This window comes from Nocardia sp. NPDC050406, assembly GCF_044459025.1.
In the GTDB taxonomy this organism is placed as follows: domain Bacteria; phylum Actinomycetota; class Actinomycetes; order Mycobacteriales; family Mycobacteriaceae; genus Nocardia.
The window spans coordinates 154,443-175,831 of the sequence record NZ_JBITIM010000004.1 but is presented as its reverse complement, the minus strand read 5'-3'; the positions used below and the strand labels follow the sequence as shown (position 1 = coordinate 175,831).

The following is a 21,389-nucleotide window of genomic DNA, read 5'->3' as shown; positions in this document are numbered from 1 at the left end:
CACGGGATGCGGCCATTTTTGCGACTCGGGCACTTCATATCCGGAGAAATCGGATGAAATGCCGATCGCTCTGGACAATACTGAGGCTTTGGCGGACCGGTCATGGTCGATATATCCGCGCAGCTCAACCCACACGAGACACCAGGAGAATCATGCCCGACGCAGTAGTCGCCGAGGGTCTGGTCAAACGGTACGGCCGCTTGGTCGCGTTGGACGGACTCGACATATCGGTGCCCGAAGGAACGGTCACGGCCCTGTTGGGCCCCAATGGCGCGGGTAAGACCACCACGGTCCGCGTCCTCACCACCCTGCTCATCCCCGACGCCGGTTCGGCGACCGTGGCGGGCGTGGACGTGCTGAAGGATCCGCAGCTGCTGCGCTCGCGCATCGGCGCGTCCGGCCAGTACGCCGCCGTCGACGAGTACCTCACCGGCTTCGAGAACCTCGAGATGGTCGGTCGGCTGTACCACATGGGGGTGCAGCGCAGTAAGGAGCGAGCGCGGGAGCTGCTGGAACGCTTCCGGCTCACCGATGCCGCCGACCGCCCGGTCAAGGGCTACTCCGGCGGTATGCGACGGCGACTCGACCTGGCGGGTGCGTTGGTCGCCAATCCGCCGGTGCTGTTCCTGGACGAGCCGACCACCGGTCTGGATCCCCGTGCGCGCCTGGATCTCTGGGATGTCATCGAGGAATTGGTGGCAGGCGGCACCACTCTGCTGCTGACCACGCAGTACATGGAGGAGGCCGACCGCTTGGCCGATTCCATCGCCGTCATCGATCACGGCAAGGTGATCGCGAAGGGCACCTCCGACGAGCTGAAGGCCATGATCGGCGGCGACCGCATCGAACTGACCGTGGACCATGCGGACAATCTCGCGGTCGCGCAGCGGGCCCTGGAAGGGTTGGCGCAGGGCGAGATTCGGCTGGAACCGGCCATGCGCCGCATCATCGTTCCGGTCAACGACGGCTCGCAGGCCCTGGTGGATGCCATCGGGCAACTCACCAAACACGAGGTCGCCATTCACGATGTGGGGCTACGGCGGCCCTCGCTCGACGATGTGTTCCTCACGCTGACCGGCCACGAGGCCGAAGAACTGGTGAACGGCTCGGGTTCGGCGGAGCTGGAGACGGAAGGACAGGTCCGATGACCGCGGCCACGATCGCCGATGGGAAGCCGACGCTGGCACAGCGGGCGTCGATGCTGGTGAGCGACAGCCTCACCATTACCAAGCGCAATGTCATCAAGATCAAGCGCGTACCCGACGTGCTGATCTTCACCACGCTCTCGCCGATCATGTTCGTGCTGCTGTTCGCGTACGTGTTCGGCACGGCCATTCAGGTGCCCGGTCTGGAGGGCGGCTACCGCGAATTCCTGATCGCGGGCATCTTCGCCCAAACCGTCGTATTCGGCGGCACCTTCACGGGTTTGAGCCTGGCCGAGGATATGCAGAAGGGCATCATCGATCGGTTCCGGTCGCTACCCATGGAGCCCGCGGCCGTGCTCATCGGACGCACCGCGGCGGATGTCGTCATCAATGTGGTGAGCCTCGTGGTGATGTCGCTGGCCGGTCTGCTGGTCGGTTGGCGCATTCGCGGCTCGTTCCTCGACGCGATCCTGGCGTATCTGCTGTTGCTGCTGTTCGCCTACGCGGTCTCGTGGATCATGGCCGTGATCGGTCTGATCGTGCGCGCACCCGAGGTGTTCAACAACGCGGTGTTCATGGTGATCTTCCCGCTCACCTTCCTGGCCAACACCTTCGTGCCGATGGAGAACCTGCCCGGACCGCTGAAGGTGTTCGCGGAGTGGAATCCGGTCTCGGCGTTGACGCAGGCCACCCGCGAGCTGTTCGGCAACACCAACGCGGCGCTGCCGCCGCCGGATACCTGGTCGATGCGGCACCCGGTGGCCACCACCCTGATCTGGGTGGTCGCCATTCTGGTGATCTTCGTGCCGCTGGCCGTGCGGCAGTACAAGCGCTCGGTGAGCCGCTAGGGAATTCTCAGCGCGCGGTTTCCGCGTCCGCCGCGGTGGGCGCGGAACCGTTGCGGGAGTAGCCGAGTCGCGGAGGTTCCGGGGCCGGGGCGGGCGGCTGGGGTCGTCGATTGAGGATGGCGGCGACTACCGCGCCCGCCGCTCCGAGTAGTGCCGCCGCGATGATTCGGTTGCGAAAACTCCCCAGCTCCATCCGACCACTGTGACACAGCGGGGGAGTTCACGCACCAAGGGGTGGTGACCACCTCGGCACGGCTTAGCATGGGGCGCGTGACCTCACCGAATCAGACCGCCGTGGCGACGCTGCACACCAACCTCGGCGACATCAAGATCTCGCTCTTCGGTAACCATGCCCCCGCGACGGTGCGGAACTTCATCGGCCTGGCCGACGGTTCGGCCCCGTACACCACGAAGAACGCCTCCGACGGCACGTCGGGACCGTTCTACGACGGGTCCACCTTCCACCGCGTGATCGATGGCTTCATGATTCAGGGTGGCGACCCCACCGGCACCGGTCGTGGCGGGCCGGGCTACGAGTTCAAGGACGAGTTCCATCCGGAGCTGCGGTTCGATCGCGGCTACCTGCTGGCCATGGCGAATGCCGGTCCGGGCACCAACGGTTCCCAGTTCTTCATCACGGTGCGCCCGCAGGCGCATTTGAACCGTAAGCACACCATTTTCGGCGAGGTGGTGGATCCCGATTCCCGCAAGGTGGTGGACGCCATTGCCGCCACCGCCACCGATCGCAATGACCGGCCCAAGGATCCGGTCGTGATCAACAGCATCACCATCGGCTGAATTCGAAAGCGGCAGACATGAATCCACAACCGCCCGCACCGACGTGTTACCGGCACCCGGACCGCCCCACCGGTCTGGGCTGTACCCGGTGCGGGCGGCCCGCCTGCCCCGAATGCCTACGCCCGGCCTCGGTCGGCCAGCACTGCGTGGAATGTATTCAGCAGGGGCAGAAGGACGTTCGCCAAGCGCGCACGGTGGGCGGAGCCTCGCTGTCGCAGCGGCCGCAGCCCTATGTGACGTATGTGCTGATCGCGGTCAATGTGCTCATCTACGCGATCACCGCGTTGCAGGCGGGCAATCTCATGGACAACCGCGCCTCGGACCTGTTCCGGCAGTGGCGGCTGGTGCCCGCCTTCGTCGGCGACGGCGAGTGGTTCCGGGTGGTCGGCTCCGGCTTCCTGCACTACGGGCTGGTGCATCTGGCCGTCAATATGCTCGCGCTGTACATGCTCGGCCCCTACTGCGAGACCGCGCTCGGGCGCGGCCGCTACCTGGCGGTCTATCTCGCTTCGCTGCTGGGCGGTTCGGCCGCGGTCATGGCGATGGTGGATCCGCTGACCGCGACGGTCGGCGCCTCGGGCGCGATCTACGGTCTGTTCGGCGCGGTCGCGGTGATCATGTTGCGCACCCGCCAGAACCTCACCCAGATCGCCGTCCTGCTCGCCATCAACCTGATCCTCAGCGTCTCGCTGCCGGGCGTGTCGATCTGGGCGCATCTGGGTGGGCTGGCCGCGGGAACGCTCTCGGCGGCGGGAATCCTCTACCTGCCGCGTTTGCTGCGGGCGAAGACGCAGTCGACCGCCGCGGCGATCGGCTGGGGTTCGGTGGCGGTGGTGATCGTGGCCGCGCTGGTCGTCACCGCGGCGTTCGCGCCGACACTCGTCTACTGAGCGACCTCGCTGGGCAGAGTGCGGCCGCCAGGCACAGTGCCGCGGTGATTCGGTCGCGCTGTGGAGAACTGGCGCGGGCTGTGGAGAACTAGCGCGGCAGATACGCCTGGAGAGTCTCGAAGACGTCCTGGGGATGAGCGCCCAGATCCCAGCGTCCGAAGATCAACAGGCGCTCGTCGCCGTGCTCGTTCACATCCAGTTCGAGCATGGGAACCTTGCGGCCGAGCCGCCGGTAGTTCACGATGCGGGCGCGCAGTATCTCGTCCGGGCCGAACCGCTTGGCCCCGGCCACGCCGCGCACCACGATGGGCTGGGCAGTGCCCGGTTCGATGGCCAGCCGCGGCCGCTGCCGCAGTCCCACACCGGCCATGACCAGCAGGGCGAGGGCGGCAAACGCGATGAGCAGTCGCCCGGCGGGGTCGTTGGAGAGCACCGCGGCCACCGCGAGCACGATGCCGCCCAGCGCGCAGACGGCCAGTGCCGCCGGAGGGGTGGACCACGCCAGTGCGCGGGCGTCGGCAGGCGTCATTCCCCAAACCCTCCTCGAGTTGTCCACAGGCTCATCCACAGGTGTGTATGAATAACACTGTTGTAAGGCGATGAAGCTCACTGCCAGGCGCAATATGTAGCGGTGGAACGCCTTCATCCCCCGCTCATCTTGTGTGGGTTGGGGATGAAGTTCAGATCTTTAACAGCCTTGCTAGCGCCAGCGCATGGTCATGATCAGGCCCACGACCATGAGGCCGAAGCCGATCAGGAAGTTCCACGCGCCCAGATCGCTCATCCAGCTGATCTGCTCGGCCGCCAGGTAGTACACCAGCAGCCACACCAGCCCGGCCAGCATGAAACCGAGCATGATGGAGACGTACCAGACCGGCGACGGACCAGCCGACTTCACTCTCACGGGGGTGCGGCTCGCCGGATTGATCGAGTAATCGTTCTTCTTCCGGACCTTCGACTTAGGCATGACGTCCTCAGCTATTGGCGTGCAGTCTGGGTAAAGGTTATCCCAGGTGGTTCGACGGCAGGCCCCCGACGACTCCGGCCCGAGCGGTATTGCCCGCGACAGGCTGAACAGCGGCGACGTAGTCTGACCCTATGCGTGTACTGGTCGTCGACAATTACGACAGCTTCGTGTTCAACCTGGTGCAGTATCTCGGTCAGCTGGGTGTGGACGCGACCGTCTGGCGCAATGACGACGAGCGGCTCGCCGACCGCGACGCCGTGGTGCGCGAGTACGACGGCATTCTGATCAGCCCCGGGCCGGGAACACCCGACCGAGCGGGGGCGAGTATCGATCTGGTGCATGCCTGCGCCCGGCGCGAGGTCCCGTTGCTCGGGGTGTGCCTCGGGCATCAGGCCATCGGCGAGGCGTTCGGTGCGACCGTGACGCGGGCCCCGGAGCTGTTGCACGGCAAGACCTCCGAGGTCTTCCACATCGGCGCCGGCGTGCTGGCCGGGCTGCCGGATCCGTTCATCGCCACCCGCTACCACTCGCTGACCGTGCTCGAGGAGACCATGCCTCCGGAGCTGGAAGTGTTGGGCCGCACCGACAGCGGGATCGTCATGGCCATGCGCCATCGCGAACTGCCCATTCACGGCGTGCAGTTCCATCCCGAATCGGTCCTCACCCAGGGCGGTCACCGCATGCTCGCCAACTGGCTCGGCGTCTGCGGCGAGCGCCCGGACGAAGGGCTGGTGCGCACGCTCGAAGCGGAAGTCGCGGCGCTGGTGTGAACCGGCCCGACGGTGTCCGGGGCCGCCGACCGCATGTGCTGCTGTCGGTGGCGGTGAGCATCGACGGATATATCGACGACGCCGGACCGGATCGACTGCTGCTGTCCAACGAAGCCGATTTCGATCGGGTGGACGCGCTGCGCGCCGCCTCGGACGCCATACTCATTGGCGCGGAGACACTTCGGCGCGACAATCCTCGGCTGCTGGTCAACAGCGCACACCGCAGGGCCAAGCGGGTCGAGGCCGGAAAGCCCGAATACCCGCTGCGCGTGGTCGTTTCCGCGAAGGGGGAGCTCGACCCGGCCGCGAACTTCTGGCAGCACGGCGGCGAGCGGCTCGTCTACACCACCGCGGCCGGTGCCGCCCGCATCGGTGACACGCTCCCGGCGACCGTCGTATCCCTCGGCGACACAGTCGATTTCGCCGCGCTGCTCGACGATCTCGGCGAGCGCGGCATCACCAGTTTGATGGTGGAGGGCGGCGGATCCATCCACACCGCCTTCCTCTCGGCCGGTCTGGTCGACGAACTGCTGATGGCGGTCGCGCCGATCCTGGTCGGCGATCCGGCCGCCCCCGGTTTCCTGCGGCCCGCCGCGTTTCCGGGCGGCCCGCACCGCCGCATGCGCCTGGCCGATGTCGGCCGCGTCGGCGATATGGCACTGCTGCGCTATCTACCGCAGGAGGAGGGTCCCGATGCCGGATGAGCAACGCCTGCACCGACAGTGGATGCGCCACGCCATCGGACTGGCGCGACTGTGCCCGATCAGCCCGACCGCGTTCTCGGTCGGCGCGGTGATCGTCGGCGCGGACGGTGTGGAGATCACGCACGGCTGGTCGCGGGAGACCGACGAGAAGGTGCACGCCGAGGAATCGGCGCTGAACAAACTCGATCCCGACGACCCGCGCCTGCCGCACGCCACGCTCTACAGCACCCTCGAACCCTGTTCGCAGCGCGCCAGTCTGGACCGTGCGCCGTGCACCGATCGCATTCTGCGCTCGGGCATTCGGCAGGTGGTCATCGCCTGGCGCGAGCCCGGCACCTTCGTGGTGAACTGCGTGGGTGTGGAGAGACTGCGCGAGCACGGCGTCGAGGTGATCGAGCTGCCCGACCTCGCCGACGAGGCCATGTCGATGAACCGGCACCTGAATCTGCGACCCTGACCATTCGGCCCCGTGAACACGAAAGCCGCACTCCGACAATCGGAGCGCGGCTTTCACGGTTCGGGGGCGTGCCTCACGGCGGGCCGAGCGACAGCACTCCGGTCGTGATCGTCACCGTCGCGTTCTTGGCCAGCGACGACCCGACGGCGGGCTGCTGGGCGATGACGCGTCCGACGCTGCCCGCGTCCAAGGTGCTCTGGGTGTTCTGGCTGATCTGCCCGCTCCACCCGCGCTGGCGCAGCGTGTCCGCCGCCTGCGCGGCGGTCATGCCGCGCAGGTCGGGCATGGCGATGGCATTGCCCGAGGACACCTGCACCACGACCGTGGAACCCTTGTCGGCCATACTGCCGCCGGAGGGGTTGGTGCCGATGACGGTGCCCTTGGGCTGCGAGTTGTCCACTTCCTGAATGGTGATCTTGAAGCCCGCGCTGTCCACCAGATTCGGTTCGGCGACCTCGATGTCCTGGCCCACCACATCGGGCACCCGCACCTGCTCCGGCCCCTTGCCCAAGGTGATGGTGACGGTGCCGCCCGCGTCGACCTTGGTGGCCTCGGACGGATCGGTGCGCACCACCTTGTCCTTGTCCTCGACGCTGGACGCCTCGCGCTTCACATCCGAATTCATGCGCAGGCCAATGGATGTCAGCTTCTGCTCGGCCTGCTGCTGGGTGAGACCGGCCAGCCGCGGCACCGTGACCTGCGCCGGTCCGGTGGACACCTGCAAGGTGACGGTGCTGCCCTTGTCGACGCGGGAGCCGCCGAGCGGCTGGGTGGCGATGACATTGCCCGCCGCCACCTTGTTGTCCGGCTTCTCCTGAATGGCCACCGAGAAGTCGAGCTTCTCCAGATCCTTCTGCGCGGTCGCCGCGGGCCGACCGGACAGATCGGGCACGGCCACCTGATCTGGTTTCGCGCCCGGGCCGACCAGCATCCAGAACAGCGCGAACGCCACCACCACCGCGGCCGCCGAGGCCGCGCCGATATAGAGGCTGCGCCGCGAGCCGCCGGGTTCGACGATCTCCTGTTCGGTGGTGTCGTCGCGGCGCTCGACGGTGCGGTAGCGCGGGGTGGGCGCGTCCTCGTCGAGGAAGTTGGTGCGGTCCTCCTCGGTCATGACCATGGGCGCGGTGGGCTTCTGCCCGCCCAGCACCCGAATCAGATCGGCGCGCATCTCGGCGGCGCTCTGATACCGGTTGGCCGGGTTCTTGCTCATGGCCTTGAGTACGACCGAATCGAGTTCGCGCGGTACGCCCGGATGCACGTGCGAGGGCAGCCGCGGATCCTCCCGCACATGCTGGTACGCCACCGCCACCGGTGAATCACCGGTGAAAGGCGGTTCGCCCGTGAGGATTTCGTAGAGCACACAGCCGACCGAGTACACATCGGAGCGGGCGTCCACCTGTTCGCCGCGCGCCTGCTCGGGCGAAAGATACTGCGCCGTACCGATCACCGCGGCGGTCTGGGTCATGGGATTGGAGCTGTCGGCGATGGCGCGCGCGATACCGAAGTCCATCACCTTCACCGCACCCGCGCGGTTGATCATGATGTTGGCGGGCTTCATATCCCGGTGCACGATGCCGTTGCGATGGCTGAAGTCCAGCGCCGCGCAGACGTCGGCGATGACCTCCATGGCGCGCCGCGGCGGCAGCGGACCCTTGCCGCGCACGATATCGCGCAGCGTGTCGCCCTCCACGTACTCCATGACGATGTAGGGCAGCGGCCCGCCGTCGACCTCGGCCTCGCCGGTGTCGTAGACGGCCACGATGGCGGGGTGGTTCAGCGCGGCGGCGTTCTGGGCCTCGCGCTTGAACCGCAGGTAGAACGTGGGGTCGCGGGCCAGGTCGGCGCGCAGCACCTTGATGGCGACGTCGCGGCCCAGCCGAGTGTCACGGGCCTTGTGTACCTCGGACATACCGCCGAACCCGATGATCTCGCCCAACTCGTAGCGAGAGGACAGATTCTTCGGGGTCGTCATGGCAGTCCTTGCTCGGGGGTGGGGCTGCTGGGGTAGTTCCCGCCGCGGGCACCGGGAACGGTCGGTACATACGTTGGTATCTGAGAGGGTAATTCGAGTCCGGGCAACCCGTTGGTCCTGGTCGGCTTCTGCGCCGTCGTGGTCGGCTCACCGGTCTTGCTCGGCGCCGTCGTGGTCGGCTTCTGCGTCGTGGTCGGCGGCTGCGTGGTGGTCGGCGGGAGCGTGGTGGTCGGCTCCGGTTCCGTGGTGGGCGGCAGCGTCACCGGCGGCGGCACGTACTGCGTGGTCGTCGGCGGCGCGACGGTGGTGGTGCTCGGCACCTGCGGCGGCACCACGACGGCACTGGACTTGGTCGGCGGCGTCGGCTCCGGCGGATCACCGCTGAGCAGCACGAAAGCCGCCGCGCCACCGAGGATCAGCGCGCCGACGCCGAGTCCGGCCAGCGCCTTCTGACTGTTGGTGAACCGGCCGCCCCCGCCATCGGCCCCGCGCACGCCGGTCGGGGGAGCCCCGGGCGGCGGCGTGGCCGGACCCTGCATGACCGAGGTCGCCGCGATCGGGACCGGTTGCTGCCGCTGCGGATGCGGCGGCGTCGGATAGCGCACGGTGGCCTGATCGGAGATCGGCGGAATCACCATGGTCGGGCCGGGCGGCAGCACCCGGGTGGCGCCGGTCATCGCGCCGGTGGCATTGCCGCTGGGCGGCGGGGGACGCCTGCCCGCGCGCACGGCGGCCACCGCGTCGGCGAATTCGCCGCCGGTGGCGTAGCGCTGCGTCGGCTCCTTGGCCAGGGTGATCTCGATGAGTTCGCGGACGTTCGGGGGCAGATCGGCGGGCAGCGGCGGCGGCGTCTCGCGCACATGCTTCATGGCGACGGTCAGCGCGCCGTCACCGGTGAAGGGGCGGGTTCCGGCCAGGGCCTCGTAGCCGACCACGGCCAGCGAGTAGACGTCCGAGGCCGCGGTGGCGTCGTCGCCGGTGGCCTGTTCGGGCGCGATGTACTGGGCGGTGCCCATGACCATGCCGGTCTTGGTGACCGGGGAGGCGTCCACGGCCTTGGCGATGCCGAAGTCGGTGATCTTCACCTGGCCGGTCGGGGTGACGAGGATATTGCCGGGCTTCACATCCCGGTGCACCACTCCGGCGGCGTGGGCGACCTGGAGCGCGCGTCCGGTCTGCTCCAACATGTCCAGACCCTGCACCACCGACAGGCGGGTCATTCGGTTCAGCACCGCGTTGAGCGGTTCACCCGACACCAATTCCATGACCAGATAGGCGGTTTCGCCGCCCGCCGGGTCCATGGTCTCGCCGTAGTCGTAGATTCCGGCGATGCCGGGGTGGTTGAGCTGCGCGGTCGTCTTGGCTTCGGTGCGGAACCGGTGGCGGAAGGTGGGGTCCGCCGAGAACTCCGCCTTGAGCACCTTCACCGCGACGCGTCGGTCGAGCCGGGTGTCCAGCGCCTCCCAGACCTGGCCCATGCCGCCGGTGGCGATCAGCCGCTGCAGCCGGTACCGGTCGGCGATCAATGCACCGTTGGTCAGCATTCCAGCCCCCGTCTAGCTAGCACGTACATGTCGTTCAGCCCCCCAGTCCGGCGTCGAGCACCGCACGGGCGACGGGTGCGGCGACGGACCCACCGGTCGCGGCCAGTGCGCGGTCGCCGCCGTTCTCCACGATCACCGCGATCGCGATCTTGGGGTTCTGCGCCGGGGCGAAGGCGATGTACCAGGCGTGCGGCGGGGTGTTGCGCGGATCGCTGCCGTGCTCGGCGGTGCCGGTCTTGGAAGCGATGGTGTAGGGCCGCTGCCCCCCTCCCTGCGTGTTCTTCTCCGATTCGATCATCAGGTTGGTCAGCTGCGAGGCCACCTGGGCATTCACCGCCTGCCCGACCGACATCGGCTTGGTGGTGTCGATGACGCTCAGATCGGGACCCTGCAACTGGTCGACCAGATACGGCTGCATCCGTACGCCGCCGTTGGCGACGGTCGCCGCGATGACCGCGTTGTCCAAGGGCGTCACGGCCACATCGCGCTGGCCGATGCTGCTCTGACCCACCGCCGCCGGATCCGGCATGGTGCCGACGGCGCTGTCCGCCACCGGAATCGGAATGCCCTCGTGCTGGCCGATACCGAAGGCGGCGGCCTCGTCCTTGAGTTTCGCGGCGCCAACCTTGATACCGAGGTCGACGAAAGCGGTGTTACACGAGTACTTGAACGCCTCGGTCAGCGACGCGGTCGGGCCGTCACCGGGGCCGCAGTGGCTGCCGTTGTAGTTCTCCAGCGTTGTGGCGGTGTCCGGCAAGGTGATTCGCGAGGCCGCCGTGAGCTGATCCTCCGGCTTCACGATGCCCGCCGAGAGCGCCGCCGCGGTGACCACGACCTTGAATGTGGAGCCGGGCGGATAGGTCTGCGACACAGCGCGATTGAGCATCGGCTGGCGCGGATCCTGCTGCAGCTCGTTCCAGGTCTGGGTGACCGCCGCGCCGTCGTGGCTGGAGAGCTGGTTCGGGTCGTAGCTGGGGGTGGACACCATGGTGAGAATGCGCCCGGAGCTCGGCTCGATGGCGACCACGGAACCGGTGTAGCCCTTGGCCGTCAGCTGTTCGTAGGCGACCTTCTGCATCACCGGGTTGATGGTGGTGACCACATTGCCGCCACGCGGGTCACGCCCGGAGACCATATCGATGAGACGGCGGCCGAAGAGCTTGTTGTCCGAACCGTTGAGCACCGAATCCTCGGCGTGCTCGAGCCCGGTGCTGCCGTACTGCATGGAGTAGAAGCCGGTGACGGGTGCGTAGGCCATCGGATCGGTCGGGTAGGTGCGCAGGTACTTGTACCGGTCGTCGGTGGCGACGGAACTGGCGAGAACCGTTCCCTGCGCGGAGATCTGGCCGCGCTGGCGGGCGTACTCGTCGAGCAGCACGCGCACATTGCGCGGATCGTTGCGCAGCGAATCGGCCTTGATGACCTGGACGTAGGTGGCATTGGCGAGCAGGGCCACGATCATGACCATGACCGCGATGGCCACCCGGCGCAGCGGAGTGTTCATTCAGACACCGCCCTGTGTGTTCATCAGGCACCGCCCTGGGCCGGTCGCCGCACCATCTGGGTGGGGGCGTCGGCAATGGGTTCGGGGGCGCGTTTGCGAGCCGGAGCGGGCGCGCGCGCCGCGTCGGAGATCTTGATGAGCAGCCCCAGCAGTGCGTAGTTGGCCAACAGTGACGAACCGCCGTAGGAGACGAACGGCGTCGTGAGACCGGTCAGCGGAATCAGTTTGGTGACACCGCCGACCACCACGAACACCTGCACGGCGATGGTGAAGGAAAGTCCGGCCGCCAGCAGCTTGCCGAAGCTGTCGCGCACCGCCAGCGCCGTGCGCAGCCCGCGCACCACCAGGATGGTGAACAGCATGAGCAGGGCGGTCAGGCCGATCAGCCCGAGCTCCTCACCCGCGGTGGTGACGATGAAGTCGGTCTTGGCGAAGGGCACCTGCGAGGGCCGCCCGCTGCCCAGGCCGGTGCCCGCGAGCCCGCCGGTGGCGAGTCCGAACAGCGACTGGGAGATCTGGTAGCCGGTGTTGTTGTAATCGTCGAACGGGTGCAGCCAGGTCTCCACGCGCACCCGGACGTGCCCGAAGGCGTTGTAGGCGAACAGGAATCCGATGGCGAGCAGGCCGCCGCCGATGACCAGCCAGCCCACCCGCTCGGTGGCGATGTAGAGCATCACCAGCACGGTGGCGAAGATGAGCAGCGAGGTGCCGAGATCCTTCTCGACCACCAGTACGCCGATGCACACGATCCAGACGACCAGGATCGGACCCAGGTCGCGGGCGCGCGGCAGTTCCAGGCCGAAGACGTGCTTGCCCGCGGCGGTGAACAGATCGCGCTTGGCGACGAGCACACCGGCGAAGAAGACGATCAGCAGCAGTTTCGCGAATTCGCCCGGCTGCAAACTGAATCCGGGCAGGCGGATCCAGATCTTCGCGCCGTTGACCATGGAGAAGCGGTCCGGCAGCAGCGCCGGGATGGCGAGGGCGATCAGGCCGATGAGGCCGAGCGTGTAGGCGAACCGGGCCAGCGTGCGGTAGTCGCGCAGCGCGATGAGCAGGCCCATGAACACCACCATCCCCAACCCCGTCCACAGCACCTGCTGGTTGGCGTCGGGGGAGGGGATGGACGTGGAGTTGAACAGCGCGTCCTGTTCGTCGGCCAGGTCCAGGCGGTGGATGAGCACCAGTCCGAGGCCGTTGAGCAGGGCCACGATCGGTAGTAGCACCGGGTCGGCGAAGGCCGCGAAGCGCCGCACCGCCAGGTGCGCGACCCCGAACAGCGCCAGGTACGCCAGGCCGAGCTTGGCGATATCCCAGCTGATCGGCTGTTCCTGGCTGGCCTCCACCAACACCAGGGCCACCGTGGTGATCAGCGCGGCCAGGCCGAGCAGCATCAGCTCGACATTGCGCCGGGTGGACGGCGGCGGCGGGGGAGCGAATCCGCCCGGGGGACTGGGAAAGGCCCCAGCGGACGGTGGTGCCGGTGCGGACATCAGTCCGCCACCCTGCAGTTCTGGCCCGCGATCTGCGGGGCCTGGGTGGTGGTGACGGGGGCGCTCGTCTGGGTCTGGTTGCGGTTCTCCAGCGGCCGTTCCTCACCGGTGCGCTCGGCACCGGGAACCGTCTGGGTCTCCGTCGGAGTGGTGGGAGCGGGGGTGCCCGTCGTGGTGGGCGCGCCCGAGGCGGGCGGCTGATTGGGGTCGGTCGGCGTGGTCGGCGGTGCGGGCTTCTCGCAGGGCGGCAGCAGTTCTCGCTGCGCCAGCGACTGCATCTGCCGCACGGCCTCCTCGCGCGAGCCCGGCGGCAGCCCCTTGTCGACGGAGTCGCGGCCGGTGGGTTTGAGATCGGTGAGCTTCAATTCGCGGCAGCCGGAGGGGAATTCGGCGCCGGGGGAGACCAGGGACAGATCACCGTTGCGGGTGACGCAGCCGACCTGGTCCACATCGTTGATGGAGTAGCCCAGCACCGAACCGGGCAGCCCGCGTAGTACCACCACCCGGTCGCCGTCCGCGCCCACGTAGTAGTTGCCGCGAATCATGTTGTAGCCCACCGTGAGTCCCGCGCCGATGGCGACGATCAGGGCCAGCGCCAACAGTCCCCAGCGCAGTTTGTGGCTCTTGCGCTCCGGTTCCGGCTCCGACTGCTGCACGGCGCGTCTCGGCGCGGCGCGCGGCGGGCGCATGGCGGCGGCCCGTCCGGCGGCGGTATTCGGCGGCGGCGTGTCCTCGTCCTCGCCGGAGGCCGCGCCCGCGACGATCGGATGGCTCTGCCCGTAGTCGAGGTCGATCACATCGGCCACGACGACGGTCACATTGTCGGGACCGCCGCTGCGCAGGGCCAATTCGATGAGCCGGTCGGCCGCCTCGTCGGTGCTGCCCTCGCGCAGGGTGTTGCAGATGGTCTCGTCGCTGACCACATCGGAGAGGCCGTCGGAGCACAGCAGATAGCGGTCTCCGGCGCGGGCCTCGCGCACGATGAGGGTCGGCTCGATCTCGTTGCCGGTGAGCGCGCGCATGATGAGCGAGCGCTGCGGATGTGTGTGCGCCTGCTCCGGCGTGATCCGGCCCTCGTCGACCAGCGACTGCACGAAGGTGTCGTCGCGGGTGATCTGGGTCAGCTCGGCATTGCGGAGCATGTAGGCGCGCGAGTCGCCGATGTGGGCGAGGCCGAGTTTCTTGCCTGCGAACAGGATGGCGGTGAGCGTGGTGCCCATGCCGTCGAGTTCCGGCTCCTCCTCGACCTGGTCGGCGATGGCGGCATTGCCCTCGCGCACCGCGCGATCGAGCTTGCCGAGCAGATCGTCGCCCGGTTCGTCGTCGTCGAGATGCGCCAGCGCGGCGATCATCAGCTGTGAGGCGACCTCACCGGCGGCGTGGCCGCCCATTCCGTCGGCGAGCGCGAGCAGGCGCGCACCCGCGTAGACGGAGTCCTCGTTGTTGGCGCGTACGAGACCGCGGTCGCTGCGCGCTGCGTAGCGGAGAACAAGTGTCACGATCGCAGCTCGATCACTGTTTTGCCGACACGGACAGGAGTGCCGAGCGGAACCCGCACCGGCGTGGTGACTTTCGCGCGATCGAGGTAGGTCCCATTGGTGGAACCGAGGTCCTCGACGTACCAGTCCTCACCACGCGGCGACAGGCGCGCGTGGCGGGTGGAAGCGTAGTCGTCGGTGAGTACCAGCGTGGAATCGTCGGCCCGTCCGATCAGCACCGGCTGTGAGCCGAGTGTGATGCGGGTACCGGCGAGAGAGCCCTGAGTCACCACGAGATATTTGGCGCCCTTCTGGCCCCGGCGAAACGATGGGAGCACCGCGGAACCGCTCGAGGCCCGTGGCGCGACCCTGATGCCGGATGCCGCGTAGATATCGCTGCGCAAGGTCCGGAGCACCGCCCACACGAACAGCCACAACAACAGCAGGAACCCCGCACGGGTCAATTGCAGGATCAGTCCCTGCACGGTGCTCCACCTCCTGTTCGACCGTGTTTGTAGGTACGGTTCGTCGACCCCCAACCGGTGTGCCTGGGTCGGCCCGGCCGACTACCGCCGCCCGCGTGAGTGTTGGCAGCATCATAGGGCCGTGGACCGGTTGCGATCACGATACGACCGAGGATTCTCGCGCCATATCGTGACCTGCTTCGCGAGCTTACGGGATCAGACGATCCGGATCAGGATCTCGGAATGTCCGGCGCGGATGACATCCCCGTCCGCGAGCTGCCAATCCTGCACGGGCGAGCCGTTGACCAGCGTGCCATTGGTCGAACCGAGGTCCGAGAGCATGGCGGTCTGACCGTCCCAACGCACCTCGATGTGGCGGCGCGAGACACCGGTGTCGGGCAGCCGGAAGTGCGCGTCCTGGCCGCGGCCGATGATGTTGGAACCTTCACGCAACTGATACGTGCGGCCGCTGCCGTCGTCGAGTTGCAGGGTCGCGCTGTAGCTGGAGCCGCTGTGCGCGGGCGCGGCCGGAGCCTGCTGCCCGTAGCCCTGCTGGCCGTAGCCGGGCTGCTGGCCGTAGCCCTGCTGGCCGTACTGGTCGTCGGGCGCGTAGCCGCCCTGCTCGTACCCCGGGTCGGCGTAGCCCTGTTGCGCGTAGCCCTGCTGCCCGTACGCCTGGTCGTTGCCGTAGGCCTGGTCGCCGTAGCCGCCCTGCTGGCCGTAGCCCTGGTCGTAGCCGCCCTGCTGCTGGCCGTACGCCTGGTCGTAGCCAGGCTGCTGGTCGTACCCCGGCTGCGGCGCGTAACCCTGGTCGTAGCCCTGCTGGTAACCCGGGTCGGCGTAGCCCTGGTCGTAGCCGCCCTGCTGCTGCCCGTAGGCCTGGTCGTAGCCGGGCTGCTGGCCGTATGCCTGCTGGTCGTAGCCGCCCTGCTGGCCGTAGCCCTGCTGCCCGTATCCGGCCTGGTCGTAGCCGTTCTGATAGTCGCCGTAGCCGCCCTGATCGGCGTAGCCCGGCTGACCGCCGTGCCCGTAATCGTCGCGGTAGCCACCCTGCTGCCCGGGAGCTCCCCCGGCTGGCGGGGGTGCGTACCCGCGGCTGCGTGGATCGGACTCCGCGGCGTCACGGCTGGGGTCGTAGCCTGAGTTCTGCGTCATGGGGCCAGCTCCTGGTTGCGGGTGTGCGGGTCGTTGTGGTCGTTCAGATCCCGGTGGAGGGCCGGTCCGACGGCCCGCGTCCGGATCGACCCGGCCGCGAGTTCTGAACTGTCCGGTGTGCAGCGTAGGTGATGGCTCGAATGCCACGTGCACTTCGCCGTAGGTCTGCCAACCCTGTTCGCGTATGTGATCCTGCAGATGTTTGGCGAACGCGCGGGTGGTGAGTTCGTGGTCGGCGTCGAGTTGCCGCAGGTCCGACTCGTTGATGGTGATGATGTAACTGTTGGGAGCCAACAGATGCCCACCGTCGAGTTCCTGGAGTTGATCGGTGGCCTCGCGCTGCAGCGCCGCCTCGACCTCCTGGGGTACGACGCTGCCGCCGAATACGCGCGCGAAGACATCCCCGACAGCTCCCTGGAGGCGACGCTCGAATCGCGAAACGATGCCCATCGCCCCTCCTCCCGGGTCATGACGCCCCTCGAGTGATGAGCGTTCCTGGTGTCGTGGTCTGTGTAGACACCGTGGCATGCGCGGTTTGTCCGATACGGCGACACGCGGGTAGGGCGTGTCGCCGTAGGGACACGGTGATTGCATGATATCCACGATCGTCCACACCTGTAACTCTTGGCGAAGCCGCCGGGTTCCCACAGGTGTCTCCGGCCGGTAACCAGGCGATTTCGTTTTAGGGTGTACCCCGTGATAACTTTTTCACGTCGCTCGGGCGAGTGGCGGAATGGCAGACGCGCTGGCTTCAGGTGCCAGTGTCCGTAAGGACGTGGGGGTTCAAGTCCCCCCTCGCCCACCAGCTGCGAAAGGCTCGATCCAAATTCGGATCGAGCCTTTCGTCGTATTCGGGCAGCTGTCCTTGCCGGATTGGTTACTCAACTGCCCAGTTTCGAACCCCTTGTCCCGCAAGGATGTCCAGTCCCAGTCCCACTGTTCGAATCCCGAGTGGCGTAATGCACGACTGGTCGGTATGGGTGCGGCAGGATCGGCGGCTGTGATCGCTCGGAGAATTGGACGGTCGGCATTGGGGCTGCTGACTGTCGGGCTGGTAGGGGTTCTGACCGCGGGGACGGGTGCGGCGGCACCCGGATGGGGGCCGTTCGCGGAACCGAATCCGCATCTGGGACCGGTGGGCACCGCGACCATGCACGGGGACGCGGGATCGTCCGATGCCGTGCCGTACGCGGGGCCGGGCTCGGAGGCGCGGTTCCGGGGCGCGTATCCGTTGGCCTCGGCGTGCCCGACGCTGTTGCAGGGCTCCGACGGTCTGGTGGTGGCGCTGTGCACGGCGATCACGAACCGCGCGCCCGTGGTCCATCTCATCGACCCGGAGGCGGCGCTGCCGGTGGACGGGTCGCTGGCGCGGCTGGAATTGACCCGTGGCGGACTGCTGGGCGGGGTGTATGCCTACCTGGACAACGCGGACCGGTTGGTCGTCGTGGACGGTTCGCGGACCCTGCTGCGAATCGGCCACGAGCGCAATGCCTCCGGGCGCTGGGAACTGAAGGCGGTGTCCTCGGTGGACCTCTCCGCCGCGATCCCGGACGGCGACAGCGTCACCGGTCTGGTGCCGGACTGGGACGGCAATGTCTGGTTCGCGACCGCCAAGGGATTGGTGGGGACGGTGACGCCGGGGGGTTCGGTCGCCACCCTGGCCCTGCCCGCCGGAGAGCAAGTGGCCAACAGTATTTCGTCCGCGCCCAGCGGCCGGGTCGCGGTGGCGACAACGCACGCGCTCTACGAATTCGAGGCCGAGGATTCGGGCCGACCGCGCCAGCTGTGGCGGGCGGTCTACGACCGGGGCTCGGCGCGTAAGCCCGGACAGCTGTCCTGGGGGACCGGATCCACGCCCACCTACTTCGGTCCTCGGACCGGGGCCGACTACCTCACCATCGTCGACAATGCCGACGGTCAGGTGAAGCTGCTGGTATTCCGTTCCGGCGGTGGCGAACTCGTCTGTTCGCGGCCGGTGCTGACGCGAGGTGGGGCGGGCAGTGAGAATTCGCCCGTCGGCCTCGGCGGTTCGGTGTTCGTGGCCTCCACCTACGGCTATCCGTATCCGGCGGTGCCCGAGGGGGCCGGGCCCGCGGTACCCGCCTCGGCTCTCTTCGTCGGCGGGATGACCCGGGTCGATGTGGACGACAGCGGCTGCCGCACCGTCTGGGAGAACACGGTGCGCAGTGCCGCGGTGCCGCACCTGGCGGCGGGGGACGGGCTGCTCTATACGGTCACCCGGGTCGGCCTGCCGGTCACGACCCCGCTCGACGGCTACGCGTTCACGGTGGTGGATCCGAGTACCGGGGCGGTGGTGAGCGATCGGGGGCTGCCGCCGACGGTGGTCTCCGATCCGTTGCAGACCTCACCCTTGCTGATGCCGTCCGCGGGCGTGCTCCAGGGCACCACGACCGGCGTCGTCCGCATTGGCGGCTGAGGCGAAAGCCCAGGTCGCCGCCCGAATGTGACGAAGATCGCAGGTACCGCGCGTGGGCCCCGGTGGCGGCGTTGCCGGGCGGCGGCGGATGGGTGCGAGGGGGGTCGGTGAGAGCGAAATTCGATTGCTCGCCGCCGCCCCCGCGCGGTATCGGACACCTTTTCTCGGGGTTTTCCCGGATGCAGGTTTGGGGGTAGCCGTTCTAAACCAACTTCGAGTTTGTTTCGAAACGGGCGAATTGCTGGCAATGGCGGCCGAATCCAGGAAAACGCCAGATGAACACGGGTTGTCCGAGTTATGAAAGCCGTTTCGTCCGAAACGGTGCAAACGTTCGGATCGAGTTCACATCGCATACCAATCGGAACGGTCTCGGCGGTCGCGTGAGAGTTGCGGCGCGCGGGTTTCGAGACGGTCACGGACGGTGCGAAAAGTCGGAAGCTGGAAATTAGCGATCTTGTCGGATTCCACTCGGGCAGTGTCCGTTTCGCCTGGTCGCCTTATACGCTCGCGATCCGTGTCGAGGGTTGCGTCGGCATAACGATTGTGTAGAGTTGACGGTAACGCTGGCCGCAGCTGAGCTGGACTCGCTGCGGCCAGTGGAAATCAAATTCCGGCGGTTGCCGCCGAGGTCGAAGTGCCTTTCCCCGCAGCCGGTTCCAGTCCCGGCGCGCCCGGATTGCCCGCGATGTGCTCGGACGCCTCCTCCGCCAGCACCACGCGCCGTCCGAGATCGAAGACGTAGACCAGGAACGCCAACTCGGCCAGGGCTCCCACCGCGATGCGCAGGGCCGCGGGTAGGTCGCTGGGGGTGACGAAGCCTTCGATGAGTCCGGAGATGAACAGCACGACGGTCAGGCCGACCGCGATGACGGCGGTGGCGCGGCCCTGCCGGGCCAGGGCCTTGACCCGACTCTCCCGGCCCGGGTCGACGAGTGTCCAGCCGAGCTTCAGACCCGCGCCGCCCGCCACGAAAATGGCCGTCAGCTCCAGCATTCCGTGCGGCAGGATGAAGGTGAAGAACGAGTCCAGGCGATCGGCGTGCGCCATCAGCCCGGCACTGATGCCCAGATTCACCGCGTTCATGGCCAGCACGAAGACGGCGGGCAGGATGAGGAAACCGGTGAACAGGGCCAGCGCCGCCACCCAGGCATTGTTGGTCCACACCTGCGCGGCGAAGGCATCGTGCGGATGTTCGGAGTAGTAGGTCTCGAAGGCTCCGCCGGGACCGGTCAATTCGGGCGCGTACTCGGGTAGGCCGAGAGTCCGTCTGGCGTACGAGGACTGGTCCACCCAAATCGCCAGTGCCGTCGCGCCCAGTACGAAGACCGCGCCGACCCCCACCCACCACTTCCAGGCGCGGTACACGGCCGCCGGAAACACCTCGGTGAAGAACCGGCCGATCTCGCGGACCGTATCGCCCTCGGCGCTCAGCACTCGCCCGCGCGCCCGGGTGAGAATCGCGGAGAGTCCAACGATGAGCTCCGGGTCCGCCTCCAGCGTCTGCAATCGGGCGAGCTGTTGGGAGGTGAGGCGATACAGCCGCACCAATTCGTCGGCCTCCGCCCCGCTCAGCCGCGGGCGCTGCGTGGCGAGCTGGTCGAGCCGATCCCAGGATCGCCTGTGGACGAAGGCGTACACGTCCAGATCCATCGATTCCCCTCCTGTGCCCGCGGCTGGGTAGATGCTATCCAGCGCGGCCGACAGATATCGGCCGCGCACGAGACCGCCTCGCCACCACGGCAATTCACCACCCGGTCGCCGGGGGCGAGTCGGAAGCGGGGTGAGGGCTGGATCGGTGACAACGGATCTCGTAGGGTCGAGGCGACTTACCGGGTACGTCCGTAATCGGTTCGGCACCTACTGTGGCACGCGGACACAGAGGCCGACTCAGCGCTCAGTATGCGAAGGGAAGGGGGGAGTCCATGGCACTGTTCACCACGGGTGAGGCGGTCGCCGTCGAGCTGCCCGTCGCGCGGATCCCGACCCGGGCCGCCGCGTTCCTCATCGACCTGGCGCTGCAAGTGGTCGGCGGTACGGCGCTGATCTTCCTCGCCGAGGGCGTTCTGGCCGCGGCGCGGGCGGACTCCGCCTGGGAGGACGCCGCGCTGGTGATCATCCTGGTCAGCGTGATCATCGGCTATCCGGCGGTGCTCGAAACTCTCACGCGCGGACGGACCGTCGGCAAGATGGCGCTCGGGCTGCGGGTGGTGCGCGCCGACGGCGGGCCGATCGGCGTCAAGCACGCGCTCACCCGCGCGCTGGGTGGCATCGTGGACTTCTGGATGCTGGGGACCGGGGTGATCGCCATTCTGGTGTCACTGTGCTCCCCGAACGCCCGTCGGGTCGGCGATATCCTCGCGGGCACCGTGGTGGTGCATTCCCAGGCGCGACTACCGTATGTCGGTCTGACGGTGCCGCCGCCGTGGCTCATGGGCTGGGTACGCCAGGTGGATGTCACCCGGCTCTCCGACGAACTCGCCTTGGCCGTGCGCCGCTATCTGCTGCGCTTCCCGCAGTTGACCCCCGCCGCCCAGCAGCAGTTCGGGGAGCTGCTGCTCGAGGCCGTCTGCGGCGAACTGAAAATGCCTGTCCCGCCGGGCTACCCGCCGATGCATCTGCTCGCCGCGGTGCTGGCCGAGCGGCAACGTCGGGTACTCCCGCCGCCGCCCGCACCGCCGAATATGCCGCTGCCGCACGGCGCGCCTTTCGAGCGTCCGACCGTCGCCACTCTCCCGTAGCGGACCGCCCGCATCACGCTCC

The 21,389-nt window shown here is 67.8% G+C and carries 20 protein-coding genes and 1 tRNA gene; 10 read left to right on the top strand and 11 right to left on the bottom strand.

What is annotated here, in order from left to right; genetic code table 11:
- Positions 1–152 precede the first annotated feature (152 nt).
- The gene (locus ACIBH2_RS29540; RefSeq protein ID WP_397123391.1) at positions 153–1,148 is read left to right on the top strand and encodes an ATP-binding cassette domain-containing protein; all 996 of its coding nucleotides are present in this window, start codon (positions 153–155) and stop codon (positions 1,146–1,148) included.
- Positions 1,145–1,993 carry an ABC transporter permease gene (locus ACIBH2_RS29535; RefSeq protein ID WP_397123389.1) on the top strand — a complete coding sequence of 283 codons (849 nt, stop codon included), beginning with the start codon at positions 1,145–1,147 and terminating at the stop codon, positions 1,991–1,993. The genes ACIBH2_RS29540 and ACIBH2_RS29535 overlap by 4 nt, the downstream gene beginning before the upstream one ends.
- 7 nt (positions 1,994–2,000) lie before the next feature.
- On the opposite strand, the gene ACIBH2_RS29530 is transcribed toward ACIBH2_RS29535, so the two are convergent.
- Complete coding sequence (locus ACIBH2_RS29530; protein ID WP_397123387.1) at positions 2,001–2,186, bottom strand: hypothetical protein; 186 nt, start codon at positions 2,184–2,186, stop codon at positions 2,001–2,003.
- 77 nt (positions 2,187–2,263) lie between these two features.
- On the opposite strand from ACIBH2_RS29530, the gene ACIBH2_RS29525 reads away from it, so the two are divergent.
- Both ACIBH2_RS29525 and ACIBH2_RS29520 read left to right on the top strand, forming a co-directional pair.
- Positions 2,264–2,791 (top strand): peptidylprolyl isomerase, encoded by a 528-nt coding sequence (locus ACIBH2_RS29525; RefSeq protein WP_397123385.1) that lies wholly within the window; start codon positions 2,264–2,266, stop codon positions 2,789–2,791.
- A 17-nt stretch (positions 2,792–2,808) separates the two neighbouring features.
- Positions 2,809–3,681 (top strand): rhomboid family intramembrane serine protease, encoded by an 873-nt coding sequence (locus tag ACIBH2_RS29520; RefSeq protein ID WP_397123383.1) that lies wholly within the window; start codon positions 2,809–2,811, stop codon positions 3,679–3,681.
- 88 nt (positions 3,682–3,769) lie between these two features.
- On the opposite strand, the gene ACIBH2_RS29515 is transcribed toward ACIBH2_RS29520, so the two are convergent.
- Complete coding sequence (locus tag ACIBH2_RS29515) at positions 3,770–4,210, bottom strand: PH domain-containing protein (protein WP_397123381.1); 441 nt, start codon at positions 4,208–4,210, stop codon at positions 3,770–3,772.
- Positions 4,211–4,381: 171 nt separating this feature from the next.
- A complete protein-coding gene (gene crgA, locus ACIBH2_RS29510) occupies positions 4,382–4,648 on the bottom strand; it encodes a cell division protein CrgA (protein WP_397123379.1) in 267 nt (88 codons plus the stop codon).
- 131 nt (positions 4,649–4,779) lie between these two features.
- Here crgA and ACIBH2_RS29505 point away from each other — a divergent pair, with 131 nt between their 5' ends.
- The 3 genes from ACIBH2_RS29505 to ACIBH2_RS29495 are packed head-to-tail and all read left to right on the top strand — an operon-like array spanning position 4,780 to position 6,579.
- Positions 4,780–5,418 (top strand): aminodeoxychorismate/anthranilate synthase component II, encoded by a 639-nt coding sequence (locus tag ACIBH2_RS29505; RefSeq protein ID WP_397123377.1) that lies wholly within the window; start codon positions 4,780–4,782, stop codon positions 5,416–5,418.
- A complete protein-coding gene (locus tag ACIBH2_RS29500) occupies positions 5,415–6,122 on the top strand; it encodes a RibD family protein (protein ID WP_397123375.1) in 708 nt (235 codons plus the stop codon). Before ACIBH2_RS29505 ends, ACIBH2_RS29500 begins: the two co-directional genes overlap by 4 nt.
- Positions 6,112–6,579 carry a dCMP deaminase gene (locus ACIBH2_RS29495; RefSeq protein WP_397123373.1) on the top strand — a complete coding sequence of 156 codons (468 nt, stop codon included), beginning with the start codon at positions 6,112–6,114 and terminating at the stop codon, positions 6,577–6,579. Before ACIBH2_RS29500 ends, ACIBH2_RS29495 begins: the two co-directional genes overlap by 11 nt.
- A gap of 73 nt (positions 6,580–6,652) precedes the next feature.
- Here ACIBH2_RS29495 and pknB read toward each other — a convergent pair whose 3' ends face one another.
- From pknB to ACIBH2_RS29460, 7 genes are all read right to left on the bottom strand, one after another.
- Positions 6,653–8,554, bottom strand: a complete 1,902-nt coding sequence (gene pknB / locus ACIBH2_RS29490; protein ID WP_397123371.1) for a Stk1 family PASTA domain-containing Ser/Thr kinase — start codon at positions 8,552–8,554, stop codon at positions 6,653–6,655.
- Positions 8,551–10,098 carry a serine/threonine-protein kinase gene (locus ACIBH2_RS29485; RefSeq protein WP_397123369.1) on the bottom strand — a complete coding sequence of 516 codons (1,548 nt, stop codon included), beginning with the start codon at positions 10,096–10,098 and terminating at the stop codon, positions 8,551–8,553. The genes pknB and ACIBH2_RS29485 overlap by 4 nt, the downstream gene beginning before the upstream one ends.
- Positions 10,099–10,132: 34 nt before the next feature.
- Complete coding sequence (locus tag ACIBH2_RS29480; RefSeq protein ID WP_397123367.1) at positions 10,133–11,602, bottom strand: peptidoglycan D,D-transpeptidase FtsI family protein; 1,470 nt, start codon at positions 11,600–11,602, stop codon at positions 10,133–10,135.
- Between the two features lie 23 nt (positions 11,603–11,625).
- Positions 11,626–13,095 carry an FtsW/RodA/SpoVE family cell cycle protein gene (locus ACIBH2_RS29475; RefSeq protein WP_397123365.1) on the bottom strand — a complete coding sequence of 490 codons (1,470 nt, stop codon included), beginning with the start codon at positions 13,093–13,095 and terminating at the stop codon, positions 11,626–11,628.
- Positions 13,095–14,594, bottom strand: a complete 1,500-nt coding sequence (locus tag ACIBH2_RS29470) for a PP2C family protein-serine/threonine phosphatase (protein WP_397123363.1) — start codon at positions 14,592–14,594, stop codon at positions 13,095–13,097. The genes ACIBH2_RS29475 and ACIBH2_RS29470 overlap by 1 nt, the downstream gene beginning before the upstream one ends.
- A complete protein-coding gene (locus tag ACIBH2_RS29465) occupies positions 14,591–15,058 on the bottom strand; it encodes an FHA domain-containing protein (RefSeq protein WP_397124247.1) in 468 nt (155 codons plus the stop codon). Before ACIBH2_RS29465 ends, ACIBH2_RS29470 begins: the two co-directional genes overlap by 4 nt.
- Positions 15,059–15,253: 195 nt before the next feature.
- Positions 15,254–16,642 carry a DUF3662 and FHA domain-containing protein gene (locus tag ACIBH2_RS29460; protein ID WP_397123361.1) on the bottom strand — a complete coding sequence of 463 codons (1,389 nt, stop codon included), beginning with the start codon at positions 16,640–16,642 and terminating at the stop codon, positions 15,254–15,256.
- Between the two features lie 269 nt (positions 16,643–16,911).
- Here ACIBH2_RS29460 and ACIBH2_RS29455 point away from each other — a divergent pair.
- A tRNA-Leu gene (locus ACIBH2_RS29455) sits at positions 16,912–16,997 on the top strand.
- A 195-nt stretch (positions 16,998–17,192) separates the two neighbouring features.
- On the top strand, positions 17,193–18,629 hold the full coding sequence (locus ACIBH2_RS29450; RefSeq protein ID WP_397123359.1) for a hypothetical protein: 1,437 nt from the start codon (positions 17,193–17,195) through the stop codon (positions 18,627–18,629).
- Between the two features lie 603 nt (positions 18,630–19,232).
- Here ACIBH2_RS29450 and ACIBH2_RS29445 read toward each other — a convergent pair.
- Positions 19,233–20,279: a stage II sporulation protein M gene (locus ACIBH2_RS29445; protein ID WP_397123357.1), complete on the bottom strand. Its 1,047-nt coding sequence runs from the start codon at positions 20,277–20,279 to the stop codon at positions 19,233–19,235.
- A 272-nt stretch (positions 20,280–20,551) separates the two neighbouring features.
- On the opposite strand from ACIBH2_RS29445, the gene ACIBH2_RS29440 reads away from it, so the two are divergent.
- Positions 20,552–21,367 carry an RDD family protein gene (locus tag ACIBH2_RS29440; RefSeq protein ID WP_397123355.1) on the top strand — a complete coding sequence of 272 codons (816 nt, stop codon included), beginning with the start codon at positions 20,552–20,554 and terminating at the stop codon, positions 21,365–21,367.
- Positions 21,368–21,389: the final 22 nt, after the last annotated feature.